Genomic DNA, 24650 nt, shown 5'->3' on the forward strand with positions numbered 1-24650 from the left:
CGAGCGGCTGCATCTGCCGGTTGCACGCTCGCGTCATTGATGCAGAACAATGCGCGCTCAGCCAGAGGCGATGTCCGCGCGGCTCAGGTCCCACATCAGCCTGTAGATGCCGGCCGAGATCTGCGTCGCCAGCGGACCGTCGATCGCCGCGAAGCGCGTGGTCATCAAGGTCGCGATGGCATGACTGTCGGTGCCGTCGATGAGGATGAACCAGTCGGCATCGCGTGAGCTCGCAGGAACCCCGGCTGCCGGACCGGAGAGATCAGCATCGCCCTCGAGCAGGTGCATCGAGATGACGCCCTTGACCTCGCTCGGATCGAGCTCGATCTGCAGCGCGTCGCGCAGCGCCCCGTCCTGTCCCGGCTTCGGCCGCAGGCGGATGATGCCGAGCACCGCGCCGCGACCGGCGCCGATCGAGATCGTGATGCGCGCGACGCTGCGGATCATGTTCTTGAACCGCGCCATCACTGCCTTCGACCATTCCGTCGGCGACTCGAGCCGGGCGCGATAGGGCGCGCTGTCGAGCACGTCGATCGTCTCGGTCGAATACAGGCAGAGATATTTCGGGCTGCCCTGCTCGGCGACATAGCGCCGCGCCTCGATGAAGCCGGGGATGGCCACGCGCTCTTCGAGATGCTCGCTGTCATACCAGCGGTTGAAGTCGGCTTCGTCAGCGGCATCGATGTTCATCGATGTCAACAGCATGCCTTTCCCGGCGATGGGCATTGCAGATGTCCTTGTTTGGCGGCCAATTCCTCATGGTGAGGAGCGCCCCTCGGGCGCGTCTCGCGGACAATGCTTGCGCATTGCCTGGTGAACCATGAGGTCGGGATGGATCGGCCTCATCCTTCGAGACGCCATGCTGCGCATGGCTCCTCAGGAATGAGGGGAGACGATCACATGTTTAAGGCGCGGTCGTGCGCTTAGCCATGTCGGAGATGGCTTTCATGACCGCATCGCGGATGCCGGGGTCATAAAGATTGTGACCTGCGGCTTCGACGACACGGATTTCGGCGTCGCGCCACACCTCCGCCAGCCGTGCCGAGGTCGCTGGCGGACAAAGCAGGTCGTAGCGGCCCTGCACGATGATTCCGGGAATCCCGCTGAGGCTGTTCGCATTGCGCAGCAACTGGTCCGGCGCCATGAAGCTGTCGTGCGAGAAATAGTGCGCCTCCATGAACGGCGTCGCCGGCAAGGCGGTGCCGGAGCGGATGGCGAGGCGATCGAGCCGGGCGCGCGCGGGCTTCACCTCCGACAGCGCGCGCTCGGTATCGTGCCAGGCGCGGGCGGCAGGGCCATGGATCGCCGGATCGGGATCGAGGATGCGCCGGAAGTAGGCGTCGCACGGATCGGCGTGCTCGTTCTCCGGCAGCAGCTCCAGAAAGTCGCGGTGCAGGGCTGGGTGAAAGCGCGCCAGCGTCTCGCCGAAGGCGGTCGCCACCTCCGCGCGGGTGCCGAAAAAGGTCGCGCGCAACACCAGGCCCGTGACGCGCGTCGGGTGCGCCTGCGCATAAGCCAGCGCCAAGGTGGCGCCCCAGGAGCCGCCGGCGACGATCCAGCGCTCGAAACCGAATCTTTCGCGGATCGCCTCCATGTCGGCGATCAGGTCGGGCAGGGTGTTGTTGTCGCGGCTGCGTGCAGGACGCGAACGGCCGGCGCCGCGCTGGTCGAACAGCACGGCGTGGAAGCGCTCGGGATCGAACAGCCGGCGGTGATCCGGCTGGCATCCGGAGCCCGGCCCGCCGTGCAGATAAACCGCGGGAATGCCGCCAGCGCGGCCGCTGCTCTCGACATAGATCTGGTGACCGCCGGAGACATCCAGCCATTCCGACGTCAGCGGGATGAACGGATCGCTGCGGTGCGCGGAGGCGCGGCCGGCTTCGGCGTCAGGCATCGTTGCCGTTCTCCGGCGTGCCGCCGGCAAAGTTGCGATAGAGGAAGCGGTCCTGGCCCGAGGCCGCGTCACGTTCCGCCTGCTTGAAGATGCTCTCGTGTAGCGGGGATAAGGTGCAGGCCGGATCGGTGTTGGCGGCGTCGCCGGTCAGCGCGAACGCCTGGCAGCGGCAGCCGCCGAAATCAATCTCGCGGAACTCGCAGGATTTGCACGGCTCCTTCATCCAGCCGGTGCCGCGGTAGCGGTTGAAGGCCTCGGAGTTCTGCCAGATCCAGGCGATCGAATGGTTCGAACGCACCGACATGAAGTCGAGCCCGGTGATGCTCTCGGCGGCGTGGCAGGGCAGGATCTTGCCCGAGGGCGAGATGTTGAAGAACTGCCGGCCCCAGCCGCCCATGCATTTCTTCGGCCGCAGCGCGTAATAGTCCGGCACCACGTAGTCGATGGTCAGCGTGCCCTTCAGCCGCTCGCGGGCGTCCTCGACGATGCGGTCGGTCTCTTCGAGCTGGGCGTAGGTCGGCATCAGGCTGGCGCGATTCTTCAGCGCCCAGCCGTAATATTGCACGTTGGCGACCTCGAGCCGGTCGGCGTCGAGATCGACCGCCATCCGGATGATATCAGGCAGCTGATGCAGGTTCTGCCGGTGCATGACGGCGTTGACCGTCAGCGGCAGCTCGAGCTCGCGGGTCCAGCGCGCGACCTCGAGCTTCTTGACGTGGCCGCCCTTGTAGCCGCCGACGCGGTCGGCGATGCCGGCCTCGCTGCCCTGGAAGCTGATCTGGACATGGGACAGCCCGGCATCGGCCAGCTCCTTGAGCCGCTCGCGGGTCAAGAGCACGGCCGAGGTGATCAGGTTGGTGTAGAGTCCGACGTCGTTGGCATGCTGCACCAGCTCGACCAGATCCTTGCGCGCGGTCGGCTCGCCGCCGGAGAAGTGGATCTGCAGCACGCCGATCTCGGCGAGCTCCGACAGCACCTTCTTCCACTCCGCCGTCGTCAGCTCCTGCCCGGCGCGATCGAGCTCCAGCGGGTTGGAGCAATAGGGGCATTGCAGCGGACAGCGATGCGTCAGCTCGGCCAGCACGGCGAGCGGGATGCCGTAGGTCTCGGCCGTGGAGCCGCGCCGCTCCAGCACGGCAAGGCCGTCATTCGCGTCGATCTGCGGCGTCGTCTCGGTGAGCTCGGTCATGATGTCGTCTCCCGAACCTCGGTGAGAAATCCCTTGTCGGCGAGATCCTGCAGCATGGCGACGACGTCGGTCGCGATGACGTCGCGGGGCGCGGCATATTTCGCCGCGAGATCGTCGATGATGCCGGCGACGGCGCGCGCGCCGTCGCACAGCTTGAGCACCTCGACCGCGATCTCGTCCGGCGCCAGCACGCGCTCAGGGGCGAGGATGACCCAGACCTGGCGCGTCTCGTCGAACTTCAGCTTGGTGTGTCGCGGCAGCACCACGCGGCTGGTCTCGGTGACTTGGATGTGACGCGGAGCCATGGCGGGTCTCTAAGTCGTGTAGTCGTGAAGAAGCACGGTGGCCGCGCAGAGCACGATGCCACTCCCCTCCCCCTTGCGGGGAGGGGTCGGGGGTGGGGGTCCCAGCAAAGACTTCCCGTGTGGACCCCCCACCCCAACCCTCCCCCGCAAGGGGGGAGGGAGTGCACCGTTCGCGGTACGAGAGCGGTGGTTCAAACGGGACACGGCTACCCCTCCTTCGGCACGAAGGCGCCGGGCGGGATGTTGCCTTCGACATAGGCGTAATACAGTGCGTCGAGCTGCACCCACAGCACGTTGGTCTTGAAGATCAGCGCGTTGCACACGGCGGCGCGCTGCTCCGGCGTGGTGGCGTGCTCCTTGACGTAATGCAGCGCGAAGTTGGCGTCGCGCGGCGCCTGGGTGAGACGCCGCTTGAAGTAGCTCATCGTGTCGTTGTTGACGAAATTGTAGTGCTCGAGCATGCCCGAGATACGCTCTTCATGGATGCTCGGCGCGAACAGCTCGGTCAGCGACGAGGCGATCGCCTCCAGCGGTGAGCGGTCGCGGCAGAAATGCACATAGGCTTCGACCGCGAAACGGGTAGCGGGCAGGATGCCCTCGGTGGATTCGACATAGTCCGTGTCGAGGCCCAGGCCCTCCGTGAGCTTGATCCAGCGCTCGATGCCGCCTTCGCTGCCGACGTCGCCGTCATGATCCTCGATGCGGTGCCGCCATTCCAGCCGGGTGGCGCGATCGCGGAAGCGCGTCATCACCATCGCGTCTTTGATTGGGATCGTCGATTGATAGTAGTAGCGGTTCAGCGCCCAGGCCTGCACCTGGCCCTTGTTCAGCTTGCCGCCATGCAGCAGCTTATGAAACGGATGCAGGTTGTGATAGCGCGTCGCCCCGATATGGCGCAGCGCCGCTTCCAGCTCGCTGGCACTGTTCAAGGTCACGCCCTTGCCGACCGACAGCGCCGTCATTCCACTCAGTTTTGCCTCACTCACAGTACGATCTCCATCCCTTCAGCGGGGATTTCCCATCCCTCGCGTTCCAACGTTTGCCGCTCGGGTGAGGCGTGCAGCCACGCCGGATTGGAGTTGTTGATGTGCAGGAAGACCTTCCTGCCGATCCCGATGTCCGCCAGCTGCTTGATCGCGCCGCTTTCTCCGGACATCGCGATATGTCCCATGCTCTGCCCGGTCTTGTTGCCGAGTCCGGCCTGGATCATCTCGTCGTCGCGCCACACCGTGCCGTCGAACAGCACCAGCGGCGCGCCCTTCAATCTCGTTCTCAGATCATCGTCGACGCCGGCACAGGCGGCGATGACGTAGCAATATTGGCCGCCTTCGAGATCGGCAATCTTCAGGCCCAGCGTGTCGCCGGTCGTGGAGCTACCGCCGGGATGCTGCTTGTCGCGCAGATACCACGCGCTCGTTCCCGAGACGGCGAAGGCCGTGACCTCCAGGCCCGAGGGCCTTCCGTCCTGCAAAAGCGGCCGGAACGGCACGTCGATCACGATCGGCACGCGCTTGACGGTCTCGTCCTTCAGCACATCGAAGATGTTGTTCGATCTGAGGATCGCAAGCACCTTGGGATGCGCATGGATCGAAAATGGCGAGCTCTCGCGCATCGACAGCAGCCCCGTGACCGCGTCGATCTCGCCATTGGTCAGGATCACGCCGGCGATCGGGCTGTGGCGCAAGGCGCCGGGCTTCGGATGCAATTGCGGCGTGCGGGTGACCTGCTGACGCAGATCGGGCGAGGCGTTGATCAGGAACCAGTTCGCCCCGTCGGCGCTGACCGCGACCGAGGCCTGGCTGTTGCTGATCTCGGGATGATCCGTGCGCGCGGCACGGCACACGGCGCAGCCGCAATTCCACTGCGGCACTCCACCGCCTGCGGCGGCGCCCAGGACGACGAGGCGAAGCATGAGCCGTCTCCTGGAATTCAGCTGTGGTGGCGCACGCGATTACCAGCGGCAGGATGACCGACAGGCAAGCTGACCAACGGCCAGGATCGCCCGCAGGGAAGGTGACGAGGGTGGGACATCCGACCCGCGTACGGGCTGGCACATACGCGGTCGCTGATCCCCACCCTCAAGCGTCGACGTCCTGATCGCCGAGACCTGGACGTCACACCCGCGAATTATTTGCGGGCCGCGCAGGCGTACATGTTGATTTCCATGCCGACCGGCACTTCAACGATCTTCGGTGCTTTCCAGGCCATTGTCCTCTCCTTCAAGATGGGACGGTTATCGTCCTCAGCATTAAACTACCGTGCTACGAAAAGTTCGCCAGTGGAATCTTTTTGTTTGAGCCTCTCAGGCCTGTTTATTGCAGTGCGAAGTTGCAGATGCGAGTTGCTGCCGTTTTCGTCGGATTGAGCCGCGAAAACAACGAATTCGTGATCGATGGCTTCGCAACGCCGTACAATTCGGTCCCTAGCTTGAGGGGCTGAGCTGGCCGGATGAAGCAGTCGTGAGATGTTCGAGACTTCAAAACCCAAGCGCGCGACCCCATTGGAAGCTGATGATGCCTAGATATTTCTTCAACACACGGATCGGCGAGGAACTGGTCTCCGATACCGACGGCGAGGTGCTGCGCAGTCCCGACCGCGCCTGGGAAGTCGCGCGCGACATGATCAAGGAACTGCTGCGTACCGAAGGCGGCAACGCGGCGCTGATGACGGCCGTCATCGAGGTCACCGACGAGGACGGCGAGATCGTGCTGGAGTTCCCGTTCTCCGAAGCGATCTTCAACATGCCGGCGCAATCGATGACGCGCCATTGAGCGCAGAGCGGCCGCATCGCCGCTCCTCGAACGCTCGCATGTTTGCAGCCGAGGTCAGACCGAATGGCGCGGGCGCACGATGTCGCCGCGCGTGCTGGCGATGCCCATCTCGAAGCTGTCGGCGATGCGGCGGGCGCGGACGATGAAGAGCTCCGCGAGTTCCGGCGCGAGCAGGTCCTTCGCCGTCGCCTCGAACAGTTGCAGCCAGCGGTCGAAATGCGGCCCCTGCAACGACAGCAACAGATGCGGCCGCATCGGCGCGCCGGTGTAGCGGCCCGTCTTCAGGAACATCGACGACCAGAAATCGCTGATCCTGCCAATATGTTCGTCCCAATCCTCCACCGCACGGTTGAAGATCGGGCCGATCAGCTCGTCCTCCCGTGCGCGCCCGTAGAAGGTCTCGACCAGTAGGCGGATCGAGGCGTCGTCGAGTTCCGGATGTTGAACGGCGAGGGGATGGCGGTCGGGCTGGGCGGCAGGCATGGTCATGCGCTGTATATAGGGGATGATAGCGCCGGTGGAAACGCCGGGGCCGCCACTCACGATCTCGCGGCGGCGCCGGCGTTCGGTCACGGCAGGCTGACGAACTCCACCCAGTTCGGCTTCTTGCCCACGGCGTAGGATTTCAGCTTCTCCAGTGCGCCGCCGGCGGCGTCGATCCGATACACCGTCATGCCGTTCGACAGCTCGCCGACGGCGGCGAGATAGCGCCCGGCGGGATCGATGGCGAAGCCGCGCGGCTGGGTCTCGGTCGGCACGCTGCCGATCAAGGTCAGGCGCCCGCTGGCCGCATCGACCTTGAAGCCGGCAATCGTGTTCGAGCCGCGCTCCGAGGCGTAGAGGAACTTACCATCAGGCGTCACGTGAAGATCGGCCGCCCAGGGTTTGCCGGTGAAGCCGGCGGGCAGGGCGGTGGTGCGCTGCTGCTCGCTCCAGGTGCCTTTCTCGGCGTCATAGGCATAGACGGCGAGATCGGCGTTGAGCTCGTGGAGGAGATAGATGAACTTGCCGTTCGGGTGGAAGATGAAGTGGCGCGGCCCTGACTTCTCCGGCGTCTTCACCGTCAGCGCGTCCTTGGCCGTGAGCGCGCCGGTGGCGGCGTCGAAGGCGAAGCCGAGCACCTGGTCGGAGCCGAGATTGGTCGCGAACACGAAGCGATTGTCGGGCGAGGGCAGGAAGGCATGGGCGTTCAGCCCGGTCGGGAGCACCTGGCTCGGCGCGGCGACCACGCCGTTGGCCTGGACCGGATTCGCCGCGACCTTGTTGCCGCCATAGGACGCGCTGAACAGCACCTTGCCGGTGCGGTCGAAGGCGATGTTGGCCATGCTGTCGGCGAGCGGGCCGTTGCCGAGATGGCTGAGCTGGCCGGTCTTGGCATCGATCGCGAAGCTCTCCGCCTGGAACGGCTGCGACCGCACACCGGCGATCAGCACCCGCTTGTCCGGGCTGACCGCGAGCGGGGTCGACGAGCCCGGCTTGTCGACGCCGACGAAGGAAGCCGTCTGCACCGAGGTCATCTCGCCGGTCGCGGCGTCGAATTTGAAGACGCTGATGTCGTTGCTGTCGGCGTTGCCGACATAGGCGTAGGTCTCGGCGTAGCCTGCGCGCGGCGCCAGCGTTGCTGCAGCGGCGAGAACGAATGTCGCGGCCATGATGGTGCCCGGTCTGATCATGTGGTTTCCCCCTTCGTGATGTTGTTGCTTGAGGTCTTAAAGTCGTTTGTGAAGCTTGACCAAGCTTGTTTCCGGATCGATCGATACAGGATCGGTATTGATCGTCCCCTCGGTCCCGATCGGCGAGCGGGGGACAAGACCCATGCGCGTTGCTGCATGGGCTATCCCGGAGTGCCGCGCCTGGACGGCTTTCTCCCATCCAGCCCGCGCGCTAGAACAGCCATCCGTCACCACGGAGCTCCCCATGACCGATCTCTGGCGCCTGCCGGCTGCCGACCTCGCCGCCCTCATCAAGTCGAAACAGGTCTCCGCCCGCGATGCCGCGACCGCGGCGCTGGCGCGGCTCGATGCGGTCAATCCCGCGATCAACGCCGTGATCGACCATCGCCCCGAGGACGTGCTGCAACAGGCCGACGCCATCGACTCCCGGCTGGCGCGCGGCGAGGATCCGGGGCCGCTCGCCGGCGTGCCGGTGACGATCAAGGTCAATGTCGACCAGGCCGGCTTCGCCACCACCAACGGCCTCAATCTGCAGAAGGACGCGATCGCGTCGGCACACAATCCGGTCGTCAACAACCTGGTCAAGGCCGGTGCGGTGCTGCTCGGCCGCACCAACACCCCGGCGGTCTCCTATCGCTGGTTCACCAGCAACCTCATCCACGGCCACACCAAGAATCCGCGCGACCCCGGCATCACGCCGGGCGGCTCCTCGGGCGGCGCAGGATCGGCCACCGCGTCGGGCATCGGCCATATCGGCCACGGCACCGACATCGCCGGCTCCGTCCGCTATCCCGCTTACGCCTGCGGCATCCACGGCCTGCGCCCGACGGTCGGCCGCATCCCGGCCTTCAATACACAGTTCCCCGAGCGCCCGATCGGACCGCAGATCAGCGCCGTCTCGGGGCCGCTCGCCCGCACGATCAACGACATCAGGATCGCGCTGGCGGCGATGTCGGCGCGCGACGTCCGCGATGTCTGGTGGATGCCGGTGCCGCTCGAGGGCCCGCCGCTGCCGAAGCGCGTCACGCTGTGCGTCAACCCGGACGGGCTGAACCCGGTGCCGGAGGTCGTGGCCGCCTTGCGCGATGCCGCCAGGCGGCTGGAAGCCGCCGGCTGGACCGTCGAGGAGATCGCGGACACGCCGCCGATGCAGGAGGCCGCGCTGCTGCAGACCCGTCTCTGGCTCGGCGACGGCTACGAGGCGCAGCTCGCGGCGGCCGAGAAGGAGGGCGACCCTGGCGCGCTGGCCTGCCTGCGCGGCGTCAGTGACAAGGTTCACCCGTTCGACCTGTCGCAGACGCTCGCGCGCCGCGCCGCGCTGACTCGGCAATGGCTCCTGTTCATGGAGCAGCATCCGCTGCTGCTGATGCCGGTGTCGGGCATGCTGCCGTTCGCCGATCAGCTCGACCGCAAGGACGAGGAGTCCTTCAGGCAGGTCTGGCACGCCCAGCTCACGCAGATCGCGATTCCGTTCTTCGGCCTGCCGGGCCTGACGGTCTCGACCGGCATGGTCGGCCGCGTCCCGGTCGGCGTCCAGCTTGTCGGCCAGCGCTTTCGCGAGGACGCGTGCCTTCTCGCTGGCGAAGCGATCGAGGCTGGCGGTACGCCGCCGTCGCCGATCGATCCGGTGCTGGGCTGATGGCCGGCATCTATGATTTCACCGCGACCTCGCTGAAGGGCGAGGAGGTGCCGCTGAAGCGCTTCGAGGGCCAGGTGCTGCTGATCGTCAACACCGCCAGCGCCTGCGGCTTCACGCCGCAATATCGCGGGCTCGAAGCGCTGCACCGGGCCTATGCTGACAGGGGCTTTGCCGTGCTCGGATTTCCCTGTAACCAGTTCGGCGCCCAGGAGCCCGGCACGGCCGAGGAGATCGGCGCGTTCTGCGCCGGCAAGTACGACGTCACCTTTCCGCTGTTCGCGAAGATCGACGTCAACGGTGCGGACGCGCATCCGCTATACCGGTTCCTGAAGGGCGAGAAGACGGGCCTGCTGGGCTCAGCGATCAAGTGGAATTTCACCAAATTCCTGGTCGATCGCACCGGTCACGTGGTGTCGCGCCATGCGCCGACCACCACGCCCGAGGCGTTGAAGAAAGAGATCGAGGCACTGCTGTGAGCGACAACGAGACGACTGCGACCCCATTTCCTGACCGGCTGTCGGTCGATCCGAAGAGCCCCTATTACAATGCGGAGATCCTGTCGCGCGACGTCGGCATCCGCTTCAAGGGCGCCGAGAAGACCAATGTCGAGGAATACTGCATCAGCGAAGGCTGGATCCGCGTCGCCGCAGGGAACGCCAAGGACCGCCACGGCAACCCGCTGACCATCAAGGTCCACGGCCCGGTCGAGCCGTATTTCAAGGATTGAGGCGACTGCGCTGCGGGCCTCTGGTGGTCGTATCCGCCAACCTCTGGCCTCAGCGATGAGGCAAACCGCCAACCCAGGACTCATCATGCCCGGGCTTGTCCCGGGCATCCACGTCGTCATTCCAGGCGCACGACATGGATGGCCGGGACAAGCCCGGCCATGACGGTGTGGAGAAGGGCGGGGTCGAAGCAGCTTTAGCACCCGCGTCGCGATGGGGAATTTAGAATGTTGGTCGTAGATATTTGAGCGTCGTTCAAAATTATATTGAACGTCGCTCACATTCCGCTACACTCACCCATATCCGCCCCGTCGGCACCGGTCCCGACGCGCGACGTCCCCAGGCGTCTGCGCGATCGGACCCCTGCGTGCCGTCTCCGGCGAGATCACAGAGGGTGAAGACGATGTCCTATTCGGAACAAGATCTGCGCGCCGCAGCCGGGGCCGGCGCGATCGGGCCCGACGAGTTGCAGCGGTTGCTGACCTACCTCGAGCAACAGGCGAAGGCGGGTCCCGCGGCGCACGCCAAATTCGATGCCGCGCATCTGCTCTGGTACGCCGGCGCGCTGATCGTCATCGGCGCCATGGGCCTGTTCTCGACGGTGGCGTTCTCGCAGATGGGCGGCCGTGCGCTGACCGCTTGCGCGCTCGCCTACGCCGCCGCGTTCGGCTTCGCCGGCGACCACCTCTGGCGCCGCGACCTGCGCGTCCCCGGCGGCCTGCTGATCGCCATCGCCGTGTCGATGGCACCGCTCGCCGTCTACGGCGTCCAGGCCGAATTCGGCTGGTGGGGCAAGTTCGGCAAGCCCGGCACGGTCCACGACTTCTACGTCTGGATCAAGGGCAGTTGGCTGTTCATGGAGATCGCCACGATCGCGGCGGGCGCGATCGCGCTGCGCTTCTATCGCGTGCCCTTCATCGTCGCGATCATGTCGGTCGCGCTGTGGTTCATGTCGATGGACCTCACGCCCTGGATCTTCAACGTCAGCCATTTCGACTGGGAGATGCGCCGCATCGTCTCGATCTGGTTCGGCCTCGGCATTCTCGCGGTGGCGTGGATCGTCGACTACAACAGCCACAGCCGCGACTTCGGCTTCTGGATGCACTTGTTCGGCCTGATGGCCTTCTGGGGCGGCGTCAGCGCCACCGAAGGCGCCACCGAGCTCGGCAAGGCGATCTACTGCCTGCTGAACGTCGGCCTGCTTGCGATCGCCGTCATCATCGTCCGCCGCGCCTACGCCGTCTTCGGCGCGATCGGCATCACGATGTATCTCGGCCACCTCGCCGACGTCGTCTTCAAGGACTCGCTGCTGTTCCCGTTCGCACTGTCGCTGATCGGCATCGCGGTGGTCGCGGTGGGACTGGCGTATCACCGGAAGCAGAAGCTGATTGCGGAATGGCTGGCAGCCAATCTGCCGCCGGCGGTGCTGCGGCTGCGGCCGCAGGGCGCGTTGGGGTGAAGTGGCGGGATTTCGGTTACGGCGTCACGGCGCATCGAGAACGCCAGAATTGATAGTTGTGAACCTACCTGAAGGACAAGCATCGGCGCGCCGCGCCGGGGGCGGCAATCGCAAGACTGGTATTCACCGGAATTGGTGGGCACACCCAATTCTTCCCTCAGGCTCGGCTCTCGCAAATGGGCGTACAAGACCAACATCTTCGGCTTCGAGTGGCAGTTGGACCGCAGCCAGTGCTGGCGCAACATCAATCCAGCGCCCTAAGTTCTGTACCCGTTTGTATATAAAGGGCGGCGCACCATGTGGTTTGCGTGCCGGACAACTGGATTTCGTGTTCAGAGCTCTTGCCTTCGCGAGTGGAAGTTCCCACTTATCGCAAAGGTTGTGCTTATACCCCATTTTTCTCGTGTTAGGTCATGCCGCGGAAAAGCGAGCCTTCGTTCGTGTCCGACGCGCGTCTGCGCTTAGCGCAGGCCAAAAAGCGCATCGTGCGACAGCAGCGCCGCATCGAGAGGATGAGCGCTGCGGCACCGAACCGCGTTCGTGCTGAGACGCTGCTCCAACTGCTGCGGCGACGCGAACACAGGGCGACCCAGTATTTGGGCATGGTTTCTGGCTGGTCGCGAAAGCACCGCCGCAGCAGGTTTCCCCGGAATATCAAGAATAGATTTATTGGTCCTCCAAAGGCGCGCGAAACCACAGAACAGCGTAAAGCGCGATGGGATCAGAACGTCCGCAGTTTCCTGGACAAGCAATATGAGGCCGCGCCGCACTACAAGTCGTGCGTTCTCATGGCGTGGGAGAAGTTTCTTGCCCTCAACTTGCCGTCAGAGCACTTCGTCACGGAGCTCGTAAGCGGCAACAAAGCTAAGATCCTGCAGCGAGTGTGGGAAATGATGATCGCGCGTCATCTCGATGCGCTCGGCTTCAAAATCACAACCGCTGCTAAGGGGCCGGACTTCAGGTTCGAGCACGAAAATAAGGTTTATTGGATTGAGGCCGTTTCACCGGAGCCCATGGGAGTACCCGAAGACTATTTGGAGTTTCCGAAGCCTGGCGAATTTAAGGTTGGGGATGTACCGCATGAGGAGGTACGGCGACGATGGATCGCAGCGGTTGATGAGAAGGCGAAGAAGCTAAAAAAATATCGTGCCAAGGGCATTGTTGGTAGCAAGGATGCATACGTCATTGCTGTGAATGGCTGTCAACTTGGTGCACTCCCAATTGATCATGGGCTCTCAGGGCTTCCCTACGCTGTTGAAGCAGTTTACCCAGCAGGCCCTGTTACCATCCCCGTTGAAAGAGCTACCGGTGCGTTTGGAAAACCGTACATCGGAAGCCAGTGGTCTATAAAAAGTGCGAACGGAAGCCCGGTGCCGACCTCGATGTTTGTTAACAGAGAGCACGCTGGGGTTTCTGCTGTTATCGCGTCGTCTTCCGATCGTTCTGAAGACCCCATCTTACCGCTCGACGTCGTGCACAACAATTTCGCCGAAGTGCCGGTTGGTCGCGGCCTGTTGGGCGCCAAGTCGGACGAGTGGGTACCATCTCCCGACGGCAAAGGAGGTATCAACATAACGAAGGTTGCACTCAAGTCACAAATGGTAGCCGGAGCGGTGACAGGTAGCGTGGAAGGCACGGAGATTTCTCTCGGGCATGACCTGAACTGTGACAGTGCACAAGACTCCCTGTCGGGACGATGAGGTGAGGTAGTCAATACGTTAAGTGTCATCGAAACCCAATCGGGCGCGTGACCACGTCGGAAAGTGCGCTAACGCAGCGGGAGGCTGCTACGTGAACATCGAAGAGTTTCTGAAGGCTCATCAATATACGATTGCCGCCCTAGGCGTCTTAGGCACGTTCTCGGCCGTCTTAGTCGCTCTGTTTAGCTCGATCGCTGCAATGAGAACATCCCGTACGAGAATAAGTGCGCGCGCCTCCATAAATGTCATCCACCACTCTTCCTTGGAAGGAAAGGAGCGACCGAAATATCTGGTAGTATCCATTCGCAACTTAGGCACGATGCCCGTGCATATTCCGATGGGGTTCTTTCATTGGAAGCTACCTCTCCAGCGCGGAGTTTACGAGGTGTTGCCTCTAGACTACTCGGCTGCAGATGAATGGATTGCCCAGAAAAGGTACCCAGTTGAAATCAGGGCCCGCGGGTCTGAGATCTTCTTTCTCTCGCCTATTTCGGTTTTTCAGGAAAATGCATTAAAAACATTTATTGGAACATCCGTTTGGAGCAGATTTCGCTACCGATTTCTTTCCGCGATGGTGTTTACAGACGAAGGTAGGACCTTCAACGTTAAGCTCGAGAGTTCGTTGCGCAAAGAGATGGTGCGTCTTTGCGATCATCGGAGCAACTCAATGTAAGTTTGGTAAGAATATGGTAGGGGCCACTCTAGTTCTCGGCTCTTTCGGTGACAGTGCATAAAACTCGTCCTTGAGCGCGCTGATCGACGCGAAGACGGCGGAAGCGAGAGGTGTTGGGTTCCGAGCTGGGGCGCCAACAGACGCCAACCGCATGCTGACCGTGCACACCGGCGTCTTTTTCATTTTTCAACGCATTGAGGGCTCGCGGGTGTCGGGACCGGCCAGTCTGGCTCGTCTTTTAACCGACACCGCCCCCTGCGCTCATGCAGTGAGCCGTCCAAATGCAACCAGGAGCAATGTTTCATGAGGATCACCGTCGAAACCACCGTCGCAGCCCCGATCGATCAGGTCTGGCGTGCCTATACGACGCCGGCCGACATCGTGAAGTGGAACGCGGCCTCCGACGACTGGCATACGACCAAGGCCACGGTCGACCTGAGAGAGGGCGGCGCGTTCTCGTCGCGGATGGAGGCCAAGGACGGCAGCATGGGTTTCGACTTCGCAGGCACCTACACCAAGATCGTCGAGCACAAGCTGATCGAATACGCCTTCGGCGACCGCAAGGCCGAGGTCCACTTCGAGCCCGGCCCGAATGGCGTTGTCGTTCGCGTCGCCTTCGATGCCGAAACGACCCATTCAGTCGAGCAGCAGCAGGGTGGCTGGCAGGCCATTCTCGACAGCTTCGCGCGGCATGTGGAGGCGAAGAAGGCGTCATGAGGGCGAGGGGGCCGAGGTCCCGACGGGCACCGCCCGAATCTTTCACCTTGACAAATTCCGAAAATCAGCAATGATGCGCATGTCCTGTCCTTTTCGCAGAGGGACGTACGCGTCGTCACGAACGTCGGGGCAGGGATGCGGTGGCCGTGGAGATGTCGGTAGACGACCGGCGTCTGTGCGGACGGAGAAGTCGTGTGGTCCTGGCCTCTCGACGCTGAGGTCAAGTCCGCAAGCGTTGCTTGACGGCACGCCCGGGCGATGGGGGCAAGAACGCCTCTCCCCAGGGAGAGCACGAAGGACACCGTTCAAACCATCGCGCAGGGAAGGCCGGAATGCACCGGTCGTACCTGTGGTTCCTGCCCCGTGCACTTTCTCACGCACGGGGGCCATGGGTTGCGGCCAGCACCCGGTCTTCCCTGCGCCCTCTGTATTTGATGAGGGTGACGTGTTTCGCAGCACTCGGGCGTCAGGCGTCGCGAGGCCGCGGTCGCACGTCCTCCAGCTGTTTGAGATGTGAAAGCGGTTTTCCTACAGCGTCGTCCCGGCGAACGCCGGGACCCATACTCCGCGGCGGATGTGGGACGCGAGGTCTAACGACGAGTCCGCCCCAAATCACGTCCTGGGGTTATGGATCCCGGCGTTCGCCGGGATGACACTGACTTTGTGGTTCGCGTGGTTCGTCCCATGCGCCGTATAGGGGACCAATTACGACGACAGCCGCATATCCAGCAGCCGCCGGCCCTCGGCGCGCAGCAGCTTCTTGACCGCGCTGGAGGCGACGACCTCGCCGTCATTGGCATAGGCTTCGTGGTTCTTCTCGATGTCCTCGAGCCGATACAGATAGTTCACCATCACGGTCGCGGATTCGCGCTGGCCCTTGGACGAGAGGTCGCCGAGCCAGTTGATGCGCTCGAGCCTCGCGCCGTTGCCGAGGTGGAAGCGGGCGACGGGATCGATCACCTTTCCCTTCGACGTGCGCGCCCTCAGGAAGTAGTGCGCGGCGAGCGGCTCGATCACGGGGCGCAGCTCGGCGGACATCTCGGCGTCCTCGACCCAGCGCGGCTCGTTCAGGAGCTTGAGCACGTTGCGATCCTCTTCGGTCGCATCGGCCGTCGACTTCAGCCAATTCATGAAGCCCGGCACCGGCGACAAGGTCACGAAGGTGTCGAGCTTCGGCAGCTCGCGCCTCAACTCCTCCACCACCTGCTTGATCAGGAAGTTGCCGAACGAGATGCCGCCGAGACCGCGCTGGGTGTTGGAGATCGAATAGAAGACGGCGGTGCGGGCGCGGTCGGCCGGCACCGGCGGACGGTCGACCGCGAGCAGCGGCGCGATGGCGCCGGGGATCGTCTCGGTCAGCGCGATCTCGACGAAGATCAAGGGCGCGTCGGGCATCGCCGGATGGAAGAAGGCGTAGCAGCGGCGGTCGACCGGATCGATGCGGCGGCGCAGATCGTCCCAGTCGTGGATCTCGTGCACCGCCTCGTAGCGGATGATCTGCTCCAGAATGTTCGCCGGCGTCGACCAGTCGATCTTGCGCAGCACGAGAAACCCCCTATTGAACCACGAGCTCAAGAGATGCACCACGTCACGGTCGAGCGCGGCGAGTTCCGGACTGGCCTTCAACAGATCCAGGAGATCGGTGCGCATCGCCACCAGCTCGGGCGTGCCGCCCGGCGCGCGGTTGAGCCGGCGGATCAGCTCCTGCCGGCGCGGCTCGGAGGCGAAATGCAGCGCGCTCGCGCCCTCGTCCGATGGCGCCGCGCGCCAGTCGTCGATCGCCTTGGCGAGCCTGGCCTTGTCGGGCCCGAAATCATGGACCAGCGCGGTGAAGAACGCCTTGCGCCCCTCGGGGTCGAGATCGTGATAGCCGTCGAGCACGTCGCGGGCCATCGCCGTGCCCGAGGCCTCGCCGGCACCGGACACCAGCGCCTCGCACAGCTCGGCCAGGCTCGTCGCATCGTGCTTCTCGACAGGGGCGCCGCCGCCGCGCAGCAGCGTCCGGCCTCGCTCGGAAATTGTGGTGATCAGGTCGGTGAAAAAGGCATTGGCCATCTGATGTCGGTCGAATCCCAGAGCGTGATGAAGGCGATGTTACATGGATTTATGGCAAAGCTGGTCACATTCAAACATAACAAATCGTCAACGCCGCCGTCGCGGCGCGCATATGCGGCCGGCGTGTCATGCACCTGTCTGCTCCGCGAATTCGGTCGGAGTGCGGCCGGTGACCTGCCTGAAGGCATGCGAAAACGCCGGCACGCTGGCATAGCCGAGATCGGCGGCGAGCTGCTTGACGGAGAGGTGACGGTCGGTGGACAGCCGCTCGATCGCGGCGGCGATCCGGGCACGCTGGCACCACGCCTTGAAGCTCAGCCGCGTCTCCGCCGCGAACAGCCGCGACAAAGTGCGGGCCGAGCTGCCGACCTTGCCCGCCAGGGTCGCCAGGTCCTGCTCGCTCGCGGGAGAGGCGAGGACGAGCTGGGCGGCACGGCGCGCGCGCGGATCCTGCGGCAAGGGGATGAAGGTCGAGGAATCCTCGGCGCGGCGCAACTCGAGCAAAGCGAGCCGCACCAGGAGCGCCGTGCGCTCGGGCCCGCCGTCCGCCGCGAACAGCGCCAGGATCGCCTGGTGCAGCAGCGGCGAGACCTGCACCACGAACTCGCGGTCGAGCCGCGCGCCCCGCGTCTCCCGCTTCAGCCAGTCCAGCTCGAAATACAGCGTCCGCATCTGGCTGTCGGCCAGCATGTCGATGGCGTGGCCATGGCGCGCCGGCACCCAGACCGCGCGGTCCGGTGGCACCAGCCAGCGTCCCCGCGGCGTCGTCACCTGCATCGTGCCGCGCGAGGCGTAGATCAACTGGGATTCGCGGTGCATGTGCGGATCGAGCCGCGCACCCTTGTGATAGAGGCGCGCGATCAGATGGACGCCGGGCTCGGTCGTCACCCGGTCGGCGCCAAGCGGCTTCAATGGCGTGTCCACGACGGTCATTGGCGGCTTCTCGTTGGTCGCGTCGACTATAACCGATCCGTCAGGAATCGAGGACAGCTCCCATGAACAGCGCCCGCCGCGTCATCGGCTTCGTCAACGCGGCCCATTTCATCGACCATTATGCGATGCTGATCTTCGCAGCCGCGGTCATTATCATGGGCCCGGCGCTCGGCATGGCCTATGCGGACCTGCTGCCCTACGCGACGCCGGGCTTCATCGCCTTCGGCGCCGGGTCGCTGTTGACCGGCTGGCTCGGCGACCGCTGGAGCCGGCGGCACATGATGCTGATCTTCTATCTCGGCATCGGCCTGTCGATGGTCTCGGTCGGCCTGGTGCAGACGCCGTGGCAGCTCGGCGCGGCGCTGCTCGCGATCGGTCTGTTCGCCTCGATCTATCACCCGGTGGGAACCGCGATGCTGGTGTCCTACGCCGACCGGCTCGGTCGCGACATGGGGCTGAACGGCGTGTTCGGAAATCTCGGCGTCACCTCGTCGGCGCTGGTCACCGGCGTGGTCGGGCAATATCTCGGCTGGCGCTTCGCCTTCATCGTACCCGGGGTGATCACGGTGGCGATCGGCGTGGTGTTCGCGCTGTCGGTCGTGCATGAGGACCGCCGCGGATCGAAGCAGGCCGCGGCGCAGGCCCGCGTCGCGCGCGACCAGATGTGGCGCGTGGTGCTCGCGCTGCTGCTGGTGGTGATCGCGATCTCGACGACGTTCAACGCGATCACCGTGGCGCTGCCAAAGCTGTTCGCGGAGCGGCTGGCCGGGTTGACGCAGAGCCCGGCGCTGCTCGGCGTGATCGCGGCCGGCGTCTACGTGTTCGGCGCGATGACGCAGTACACGATAGGGCGGCTGCTCGATCGCCACGCGCTGAAGACGATCGCGCTGCCGCTGTCGCTGGTGCTGGCGCCGCTGCTGTATCTCGCCGCCGACGCGCGCGACTGGGCGCTGATCGTGGCCTCGATCGGCATCGTCATGGGTGCGTTCGGGCAGGTCACCGTCAATGACGCCATGGTCGGCAAATACACGGCCGAGGAATGGCGCTCGCGCGCCTATGCGGTGCGCTACTTCGTCGGCTTCACCGCGGCCGGCGCCTCGGTTGGCCTGGTCGCCTGGCTGTATGAGCGCGGCGGCTTCGTCACCATGCTGCAGGCGTTCGCCGTGCTCTGCCTGGTTGCGGTCATCGCCGCGCTGATCCTGCCGCCGGAGCTTCCGGCGGCGCAGCCGGCGCTGCGGGAGGCGCCGGCGGAGTGAGAATGCGATCCACCCAAATTTTCCCAATTGCCAGGCACGCGCTGCCGGCGCAGCCTGGGCCGATATGCGCGTGCTGATACTGATGAGATCTGATTGGCCACCATGCAGGCGACCGCGGTGGCGACGAGAGATTGAAGCACGACACCATTGAGGATCGATCGATGATCAATCGCTTCAGGAGAATGCTGGTGCTCGGGATGGTCGCGGCGGCCGGCCTTGCTGCAACGGAGGCGCTGGCGCAGAGCGATGCGCAGCGCAACGCGATCAAGTCGGCATGCCGGTCGGACTACATGTCGAAATGCGCGAGCGTGCCGCCCGGCGGCACGGCGGCGTTCCAATGCCTGCAGAAGAACATCGCGAGCCTGTCCTCATCTTGTCAGACGGCGGTCAAGGCGCTCGAGCCTGCCGCGGAGACCAAGCCTCCGGCAGAGGCCAAGCCTGTCGTGCAAGCCAAGCCGGATTCGGCGCCACCGGCCGAGAGCAGGCCGGCCGCCGCCGAGGCGAGCAAGCCTCCCGCCGAGCCTCCGAAGGTCGCGGCGCAGCCGGCCGCGTCCGTCCCGGCCGTGCCTGCCCAGTCCGCCACGGCTGCGGCCAAGCCGGCTGCGTCGGCGCCTGCGGTCAAGCCGAGCGAGGCGCAGGTTGCCGCGATCCGAAGTGCCTGCGGCTCCGATTACCGCAAGGTGTGCAGCAGCGTGCCGCCGGGCGGCGCGGCGGCGCTGCAGTGCTTGGAGCAGAACAAGGCCAAGGTGTCCGCTCCCTGCGCTCAGGCCATGGCGGCTTCGAGCGGTGGTGCCGCGTCGACCGGGACATCGACGGCGACTGCGGCTGTTGCCTCGCCCGCGGCGACAACCACCGCTGGACCAGCGGCGCCGGCGCTGGTGTTGCGACCGCTGCGGCCGCTCGAGGAGTTGCGCATCGTGAGGGCCGCGTGCGGCGCGGACGCGCGGGCGTTGTGCAGCGGCATCGAGCCAGGTGGTGGCCGGATTGCGCAGTGCCTCGCGGCCAATGCCGGCGCGCTGACGCCTGGCTGCAAGGGCATGCTCGCGCAGTTCGCGGCCAATCGCTGATGCGGAGCGGCTGCCGTCCATGGTTACCATCCGAGATGCATACGAGCGCGATCCACCCAAATTGTCACAATTGTCGGGCGGGGAAGTCCCAGGCAAGGTCGCGACGGGGTGGATATTTGACCAATCAGATCATGATCAGGAGTTTGAAGATGAGCGCCATTGTCTCACGTGCCATTATTTCCACGCTGTGCGGATTGTTCATCCTGGCGGCGATGCCGTTCGTGTCGATGTCGGATGCCAATGCCGTGGTCTGCGCACGCGGCGTCGTGCGGGCCGGCTGCGCCGGTGCGGCGGGCGCCGTGGTGGTTCGCAAGCCGCCGGTGGCGGCCGCGGCGTGCCGCACGGTGATCGTCAATGGCGTCGCGGTTCGCCGCTGCGTTTAAGCGACGCTTAATCGGTTTTCGGTATCGAGTTATTTGAAACCGCAATTGCGACGCGCAAGTTTTGCGCGTCGCATGCTGCTTTGCGTAAGCGAGGTAAGCTGTATTTAACGGTGCTCCCGGCAAGGTGCGGCTCGTATCCAACTTGCAATCCAATGGGAGAGGGCCATGGCGTTTTGGCGCTGGCTGCGTGACGCAGCCCTGGTAGCTGCGGTAGTCACGTTTGCCGGCCACGCCGCGGGCGCAGCCGGCTTGAAGGAAGAAATCGCGCCGACGGGCAAGCTTCGCGTCGCCATTGCCGTTGGCCCCGCCGGCGGTGCGTTCTGGTGCGTCAAGTCGGACAGCGGCTATTCAGGCGTTCCGGTCGAACTGGGCAAGGCGATGGCCGCGCAGGTCGGTGTGCCCGTCGAGTTCGTCGAGCATCCGAATTCCAATGCGATCACCGATGAAGCTGCTCGGGGCGTCTGGGATGTGGCCTTCATGCCGAAGGACGCGGAGCGCGAAACCAAGGTCTCGTTCGGTCCGGTCTACGATTCGGTCGAGACCACCTTCATCATCCGCGCCGGTCTCGACGTCGCCAACATCGCGGCGCTGGACCAGGCCGGCACCGAGGTTGCGGCCATCAACGACACGACCGTGCTGCGCGGTGCCAAGGCCTTCCTGAAGAAGGCGACCGTCACCGGCTTCAAGTCCTACGAGGAAGTCTACGCGTTGCTCAGCGCCGGCGAGATCGACGCGCTCGCGCTGGCGCGCGATCAATTGAATCTCATCACCAAGCAGATTTCCGGCACCAAGGTGCTCGCCGAGACCTTCAAGAAGACGGATACCGCGGTTGCGGTGCCGCTGAAGCATCCGCAGTCGCTGGCCTTCGTCACCAAGTTCATGACGGACTCCAAGGCGAACGGCCTGCTCAAGAAAGCCTACGGCGCCAACAATCTGAGCGAATCGACTTTGCTCACCCAGTAGGCGCACCGACGCTGCCTGCCGAACTCTCCCACGCCACAGGCGGGGAGAGCCATCGTCTCAGCCGGCGCGCTTCATCTCAGTTCGGCGCCCGCCTCACGATCGGATCGAGGCCGCTTTCCGCGATGACGTGACGCGCATCCGGTGATTGCAGGAACTTGATGAGCGCCTTGCTGGCCTCCGGCTCCTTGGCGTCCGTGGCAATGCCGGCGGAGAACACGGTGATCTTCTGCAGTCCGGCCGGCAGCGGCCCGACGATGTCGATGCCCTTCACCGGCTTGAGCTCGCTGATCTGCTGAAAGCCGATCTCCGCTTCGCCCTGGGCGACGATCTCGCCGACGGGAGTGGCCGGAATCATCCGCGCCTTGCCTTTCATCTCGTCCTTGATGCCAAGCTTGTCGAACATCTCGGTGGAGACGTAGACGCCGCTGGCACTGTCCGAATAGGCGATGGTCTTGGCCGCGATCAGCATGCGTTTCACGGCTTCCGCGTTCGAAATATCGGGATGCGGCGTCCCCGACTTGACCGCGACGCCGATCGGCGAATTGGCGAGGTCCGCACGGCTGTCCGGCATCACCTTGCCCTTGGTGGTGAGATCGCTGAGCGCGTAGCCCACCATGATGAGGACATCGGCAGGTTCGCCGCGCTCGAGGCGAACGGGAATCGCATTCGTTGTCGTTCCCATCGACGGGCCGTAGGCAATCGTGACCTTGTGACCCGAGCGCCGCTCGAACTCCGGCACCAGGGATTTGAACGCAGCGGTCATGCCGCCGGAGATCATGACGTGGACTTCTGCAGCTTGGGCCGCGGTGGTCAGGAGGAACGCGGCCGAAGCGGCGAGACCGATGGTGCGGAGATGGGGCGAGAGTATCATGGCAGGCTCCGAGGCGAACGGCTGGAGGCCGGGGGCGCTTTGGATAGCCCGGCCTTGCCAGGAAGGCCAGCGCCGGCGTCGGCGCATACGGCCGTCCCTGCAATGCGTCTCGCTTGCGGCGTCACTGTGTTAGTAGTGTGGCGAGGCTGCTCGCCGCCACCTCAGCCGGCCTGATAGGCCGGCGCGGATGCGAGAAAGTCGTTATACGCGTCCGCATCGGGCGGCGTGAACATCTCGGCCAACGGGTTGCGCCGTCGGCGCTGGGCGCCAATGTCTGCAAGCAGTTCGTCGAAATGCTTGAAGTGATAGGGCGCGACACAAAGTCCGCCATAGACGCCCGCGGCAGGGCGCTCGATCCGCTTGAAATGCAGCATCATCTCGATGTTGTCGCGCATCTCGCGCTCGCTCGGTTGATGCGCCAGCTGTTTGTCGGCATACCGCACCAGCCAGTTGGCGGCCATGTCCGCGCAGAGCACGGTGCAGAAGCTCGAATTGAAGCCGACGAACCCCATGTCGGGAAGATCGGGATTGGCGATCAGCCGATAGAGCCGGTACTGCCCGTCCGGATCGACCAGTCTGGCGCGGTCGGCTGCCGACAGGAACGGGACCCCGAGCTTGTAGCCGATGGCGAGGATCGCGACGTCGGCCGGAATTCGTTCACCGTCGCTGGTCACGATGGTGTTCGGCTCGTAGTGGCCGAAGGTGCCGTAGACAGCCTTGATCCGGCCGTCTGCGACCATCGGGAAGAAGTCGGGCGTCGCGATCGGGACGGAGCAGTTCACGCCGTCCTCGATCCTGCCTTTCGGCACCATGTTGCATTTGGCGAGCTTCAACTGCGTCTTGAGCAGACTCTCCAGGCCCCGCCAATTGGCCCAGACGAGCGGCTTGGCCAGCAGATGGGCAAGGCGCGAGAGCGGGCCGATGCCCCAGCTTGGGAACATCTGCTCCTGGGCGCGGATATAGAGGATGCGCTTGAAGTTGATCAGACCGCCGATGAAGTAGGGAATGCGCCACACCGCTTCACGGAGCACGATTGTGACCGAGCGCGCGCCGGAGCGCACGGCGTTGACCGCGATATCGGTTGCCGATTTCGAGCCGCCGAGGACTACCACGTCGCGCCCCCTCGTGAGCGCGGCATCGTTGTATTTCGAGGAATGCAGGATCAAGCCGCCGGCGGCCGCGAACTGATCTTCGCCGGCAAGCGACAACGTCTGCGGCTCGTTGAACTGACCGGTGCAGACGGCGACGAAATCGAAATCCTCCCGGCTCGTTCGGTCCCCGGTCTTGAGGTCGAGGCTCCATCCAGGCTTGCCGTCACTGCGGCGCTGCATCGCAAGGACGGTCGTGTTCAACCGCATCAGGCGGATGAGGTCGTGGGACTTCGCGTAGTCGGCAAGATAGGCATAGACCTGCGGTCCCTTCGGCCATTCGGGATAGTGATCCGGCATCGCCTTGTCGGTGTAGCGATAGAGCTCCTTGGGGCTCTGCGTCTGCACGTCGGGATAGGATCGCGCGGGCTCCCAGACGCCGCCGAGATCGGCGCTCCGCTCGACGATGGTGACGTCGTGCCCGCGGGCGGCGAATGCTTTGGCTGCAGCCAGGCCGGAGACGCCGGCGCCGATCACACAGACATTCTTTCGATTGATCATGGGACTTCCTTGTTGTCGGGCGCGCGGCCGCGCACCCGCCGCGCCGCAAGAGCCCGCAAGAGTTTGATGGTGACGAAGGTCGCCCGGCGCGACCGAAATGTGCGATGCCGACGGACAAGCCAGCTTCGAAATCAGGGCGAGAAGGATCTCGCCGATCGCATGTCGTTCAGGCGCAGCCGTTGCTCATGCTGCAGGCGCACCGGGCCGATAGCGATGATCGCGCGCCGTCCGTACCGCAACAATTGAGGAGCGCTCGCCGGGCCCGGCGCTGCCGCCTAGTCGTTGGCCTCGGGCGGCAGGAAGTCGACCTCGTGCTCCGCCGAGATCCGCACCACTTCGGCCGGGTCGGCGAGATTGTCCAGCATGTTGAACAGCGCCTCCAGCTTCTGCATCGGCGACACCCAGAACAGCGCGCGCGCCGGCTTGTCGGATTTGTTGAAATAGCCATGCGGAATGCCGCGCGGCATGCGCACGAGGTCGCCGGCATTCGCCTTGACCCAGACGCCGTCGAGCTTGAGGTCGAGGACGCCTTCCTGCACCAGGATGAATTCGTCCTGGGTGGGATGAACGTGAACCGGCACGAACTGCCCGGGCTCGCTGTTGGTCTCGAAGGCGAACGTGGAGTCGGTGACGGCCTTGGGATAATAGAGCTGACCCAGGATATTCCAGGTCTTGCCGGCATAGCCGGTACCTGCGCGCGTGATGCCTTTTTCCAGTGTGATCATGGC

The 24650-nt window shown here is 64.5% G+C and carries 26 protein-coding genes; 12 read left to right on the forward strand and 14 right to left on the reverse strand.

Annotation, left to right across the window (positions count from 1 at the left end; all coding sequences use genetic code 11):
* Positions 1–57 precede the first annotated feature (57 nt).
* The 7 genes from QX039_RS05765 to pqqA form a co-directional block, all read right to left on the reverse strand.
* Positions 58–726 (reverse strand): DUF4286 family protein, encoded by a 669-nt coding sequence (locus QX039_RS05765; RefSeq protein ID WP_315738641.1) that lies wholly within the window; start codon positions 724–726, stop codon positions 58–60.
* A 178-nt stretch (positions 727–904) separates the two neighbouring features.
* Complete coding sequence (gene pip / locus QX039_RS05770; RefSeq protein ID WP_315738640.1) at positions 905–1894, reverse strand: prolyl aminopeptidase; 990 nt, start codon at positions 1892–1894, stop codon at positions 905–907.
* The gene (gene pqqE / locus QX039_RS05775; protein ID WP_315738639.1) at positions 1887–3083 is read right to left on the reverse strand and encodes a pyrroloquinoline quinone biosynthesis protein PqqE; all 1197 of its coding nucleotides are present in this window, start codon (positions 3081–3083) and stop codon (positions 1887–1889) included. The genes pip and pqqE overlap by 8 nt, the downstream gene beginning before the upstream one ends.
* Positions 3080–3388: a pyrroloquinoline quinone biosynthesis peptide chaperone PqqD gene (gene pqqD / locus QX039_RS05780; RefSeq protein WP_315738637.1), complete on the reverse strand. Its 309-nt coding sequence runs from the start codon at positions 3386–3388 to the stop codon at positions 3080–3082. Before pqqD ends, pqqE begins: the two co-directional genes overlap by 4 nt.
* 206 nt (positions 3389–3594) lie before the next feature.
* Positions 3595–4350, reverse strand: coding sequence for a pyrroloquinoline-quinone synthase PqqC (pqqC, locus tag QX039_RS05785; protein ID WP_409998868.1), 756 nt, complete (start codon positions 4348–4350; stop codon positions 3595–3597).
* Between the two features lie 20 nt (positions 4351–4370).
* Positions 4371–5300, reverse strand: a complete 930-nt coding sequence (pqqB, locus tag QX039_RS05790; RefSeq protein ID WP_315738635.1) for a pyrroloquinoline quinone biosynthesis protein PqqB — start codon at positions 5298–5300, stop codon at positions 4371–4373.
* 215 nt (positions 5301–5515) lie between these two features.
* The gene (pqqA, locus tag QX039_RS05795; protein WP_012029362.1) at positions 5516–5596 is read right to left on the reverse strand and encodes a pyrroloquinoline quinone precursor peptide PqqA; all 81 of its coding nucleotides are present in this window, start codon (positions 5594–5596) and stop codon (positions 5516–5518) included.
* A gap of 305 nt (positions 5597–5901) precedes the next feature.
* On the opposite strand from pqqA, the gene QX039_RS05800 reads away from it, so the two are divergent.
* Positions 5902–6159: a DUF6894 family protein gene (locus QX039_RS05800; protein WP_315718026.1), complete on the forward strand. Its 258-nt coding sequence runs from the start codon at positions 5902–5904 to the stop codon at positions 6157–6159.
* 54 nt (positions 6160–6213) lie between these two features.
* Here the strand turns inward: QX039_RS05800 and QX039_RS05805 are convergent, their stop codons facing one another.
* Both QX039_RS05805 and QX039_RS05810 read right to left on the reverse strand, forming a co-directional pair.
* Positions 6214–6648: a group III truncated hemoglobin gene (locus QX039_RS05805; RefSeq protein ID WP_315738737.1), complete on the reverse strand. Its 435-nt coding sequence runs from the start codon at positions 6646–6648 to the stop codon at positions 6214–6216.
* Positions 6649–6728: 80 nt separating this feature from the next.
* Complete coding sequence (locus QX039_RS05810; RefSeq protein ID WP_315738634.1) at positions 6729–7832, reverse strand: lactonase family protein; 1104 nt, start codon at positions 7830–7832, stop codon at positions 6729–6731.
* A 244-nt stretch (positions 7833–8076) separates the two neighbouring features.
* Here QX039_RS05810 and QX039_RS05815 point away from each other — a divergent pair, with 244 nt between their 5' ends.
* The 7 genes from QX039_RS05815 to QX039_RS05845 all read left to right on the forward strand — a co-directional run bounded on the left by QX039_RS05815 (position 8077) and on the right by QX039_RS05845 (position 14745).
* Positions 8077–9471, forward strand: a complete 1395-nt coding sequence (locus tag QX039_RS05815; protein ID WP_315738633.1) for an amidase family protein — start codon at positions 8077–8079, stop codon at positions 9469–9471.
* Positions 9471–9947, forward strand: a complete 477-nt coding sequence (locus QX039_RS05820; RefSeq protein ID WP_315725519.1) for a glutathione peroxidase — start codon at positions 9471–9473, stop codon at positions 9945–9947. The genes QX039_RS05815 and QX039_RS05820 overlap by 1 nt, the downstream gene beginning before the upstream one ends.
* Positions 9944–10198: a DUF3297 family protein gene (locus QX039_RS05825; protein ID WP_315718031.1), complete on the forward strand. Its 255-nt coding sequence runs from the start codon at positions 9944–9946 to the stop codon at positions 10196–10198. The genes QX039_RS05820 and QX039_RS05825 overlap by 4 nt, the downstream gene beginning before the upstream one ends.
* 401 nt (positions 10199–10599) lie before the next feature.
* Entirely contained in the window at positions 10600–11655 is a 1056-nt protein-coding gene (locus QX039_RS05830) for a hypothetical protein (protein ID WP_315738632.1), read from the forward strand.
* A 440-nt stretch (positions 11656–12095) separates the two neighbouring features.
* A complete protein-coding gene (locus tag QX039_RS05835; protein WP_315738631.1) occupies positions 12096–13355 on the forward strand; it encodes a hypothetical protein in 1260 nt (419 codons plus the stop codon).
* Positions 13356–13446: 91 nt separating this feature from the next.
* Positions 13447–14028 (forward strand): hypothetical protein, encoded by a 582-nt coding sequence (locus tag QX039_RS05840; RefSeq protein ID WP_315738630.1) that lies wholly within the window; start codon positions 13447–13449, stop codon positions 14026–14028.
* A 303-nt stretch (positions 14029–14331) separates the two neighbouring features.
* Positions 14332–14745 (forward strand): SRPBCC family protein, encoded by a 414-nt coding sequence (locus tag QX039_RS05845; protein ID WP_315738628.1) that lies wholly within the window; start codon positions 14332–14334, stop codon positions 14743–14745.
* A gap of 705 nt (positions 14746–15450) precedes the next feature.
* On the opposite strand, the gene QX039_RS05850 is transcribed toward QX039_RS05845, so the two are convergent.
* Positions 15451–16800, reverse strand: a complete 1350-nt coding sequence (locus tag QX039_RS05850) for a malonyl-CoA decarboxylase (protein ID WP_315738627.1) — start codon at positions 16798–16800, stop codon at positions 15451–15453.
* Between the two features lie 126 nt (positions 16801–16926).
* The gene (locus QX039_RS05855) at positions 16927–17733 is read right to left on the reverse strand and encodes a helix-turn-helix transcriptional regulator (protein WP_315738626.1); all 807 of its coding nucleotides are present in this window, start codon (positions 17731–17733) and stop codon (positions 16927–16929) included.
* 62 nt (positions 17734–17795) lie between these two features.
* Here QX039_RS05855 and QX039_RS05860 point away from each other — a divergent pair, with 62 nt between their 5' ends.
* The 4 genes from QX039_RS05860 (at position 17796) to QX039_RS05875 (ending at position 21402) form a co-directional block, all read left to right on the forward strand.
* A complete protein-coding gene (locus tag QX039_RS05860) occupies positions 17796–18989 on the forward strand; it encodes an MFS transporter (protein ID WP_315738625.1) in 1194 nt (397 codons plus the stop codon).
* A 161-nt stretch (positions 18990–19150) separates the two neighbouring features.
* Complete coding sequence (locus tag QX039_RS05865) at positions 19151–20056, forward strand: hypothetical protein (protein ID WP_315738624.1); 906 nt, start codon at positions 19151–19153, stop codon at positions 20054–20056.
* 149 nt (positions 20057–20205) lie between these two features.
* Positions 20206–20439, forward strand: coding sequence for a hypothetical protein (locus QX039_RS05870; RefSeq protein ID WP_315718042.1), 234 nt, complete (start codon positions 20206–20208; stop codon positions 20437–20439).
* Between the two features lie 165 nt (positions 20440–20604).
* Complete coding sequence (locus QX039_RS05875; protein WP_315738623.1) at positions 20605–21402, forward strand: transporter substrate-binding domain-containing protein; 798 nt, start codon at positions 20605–20607, stop codon at positions 21400–21402.
* A 76-nt stretch (positions 21403–21478) separates the two neighbouring features.
* On the opposite strand, the gene QX039_RS05880 is transcribed toward QX039_RS05875, so the two are convergent.
* From QX039_RS05880 to QX039_RS05890, 3 genes are all read right to left on the reverse strand, one after another.
* Complete coding sequence (locus QX039_RS05880) at positions 21479–22273, reverse strand: substrate-binding domain-containing protein (RefSeq protein WP_315738622.1); 795 nt, start codon at positions 22271–22273, stop codon at positions 21479–21481.
* A 161-nt stretch (positions 22274–22434) separates the two neighbouring features.
* On the reverse strand, positions 22435–23922 hold the full coding sequence (locus QX039_RS05885) for a flavin-containing monooxygenase (protein WP_315738621.1): 1488 nt from the start codon (positions 23920–23922) through the stop codon (positions 22435–22437).
* A gap of 275 nt (positions 23923–24197) precedes the next feature.
* Entirely contained in the window at positions 24198–24647 is a 450-nt protein-coding gene (locus tag QX039_RS05890) for a cupin domain-containing protein (RefSeq protein ID WP_315718048.1), read from the reverse strand.
* Positions 24648–24650: the final 3 nt, after the last annotated feature.

The sequence above is a fragment of the Bradyrhizobium sp. SZCCHNR1043 genome (assembly GCF_032489675.1).
Lineage (GTDB): Bacteria > Pseudomonadota > Alphaproteobacteria > Rhizobiales > Xanthobacteraceae > Bradyrhizobium.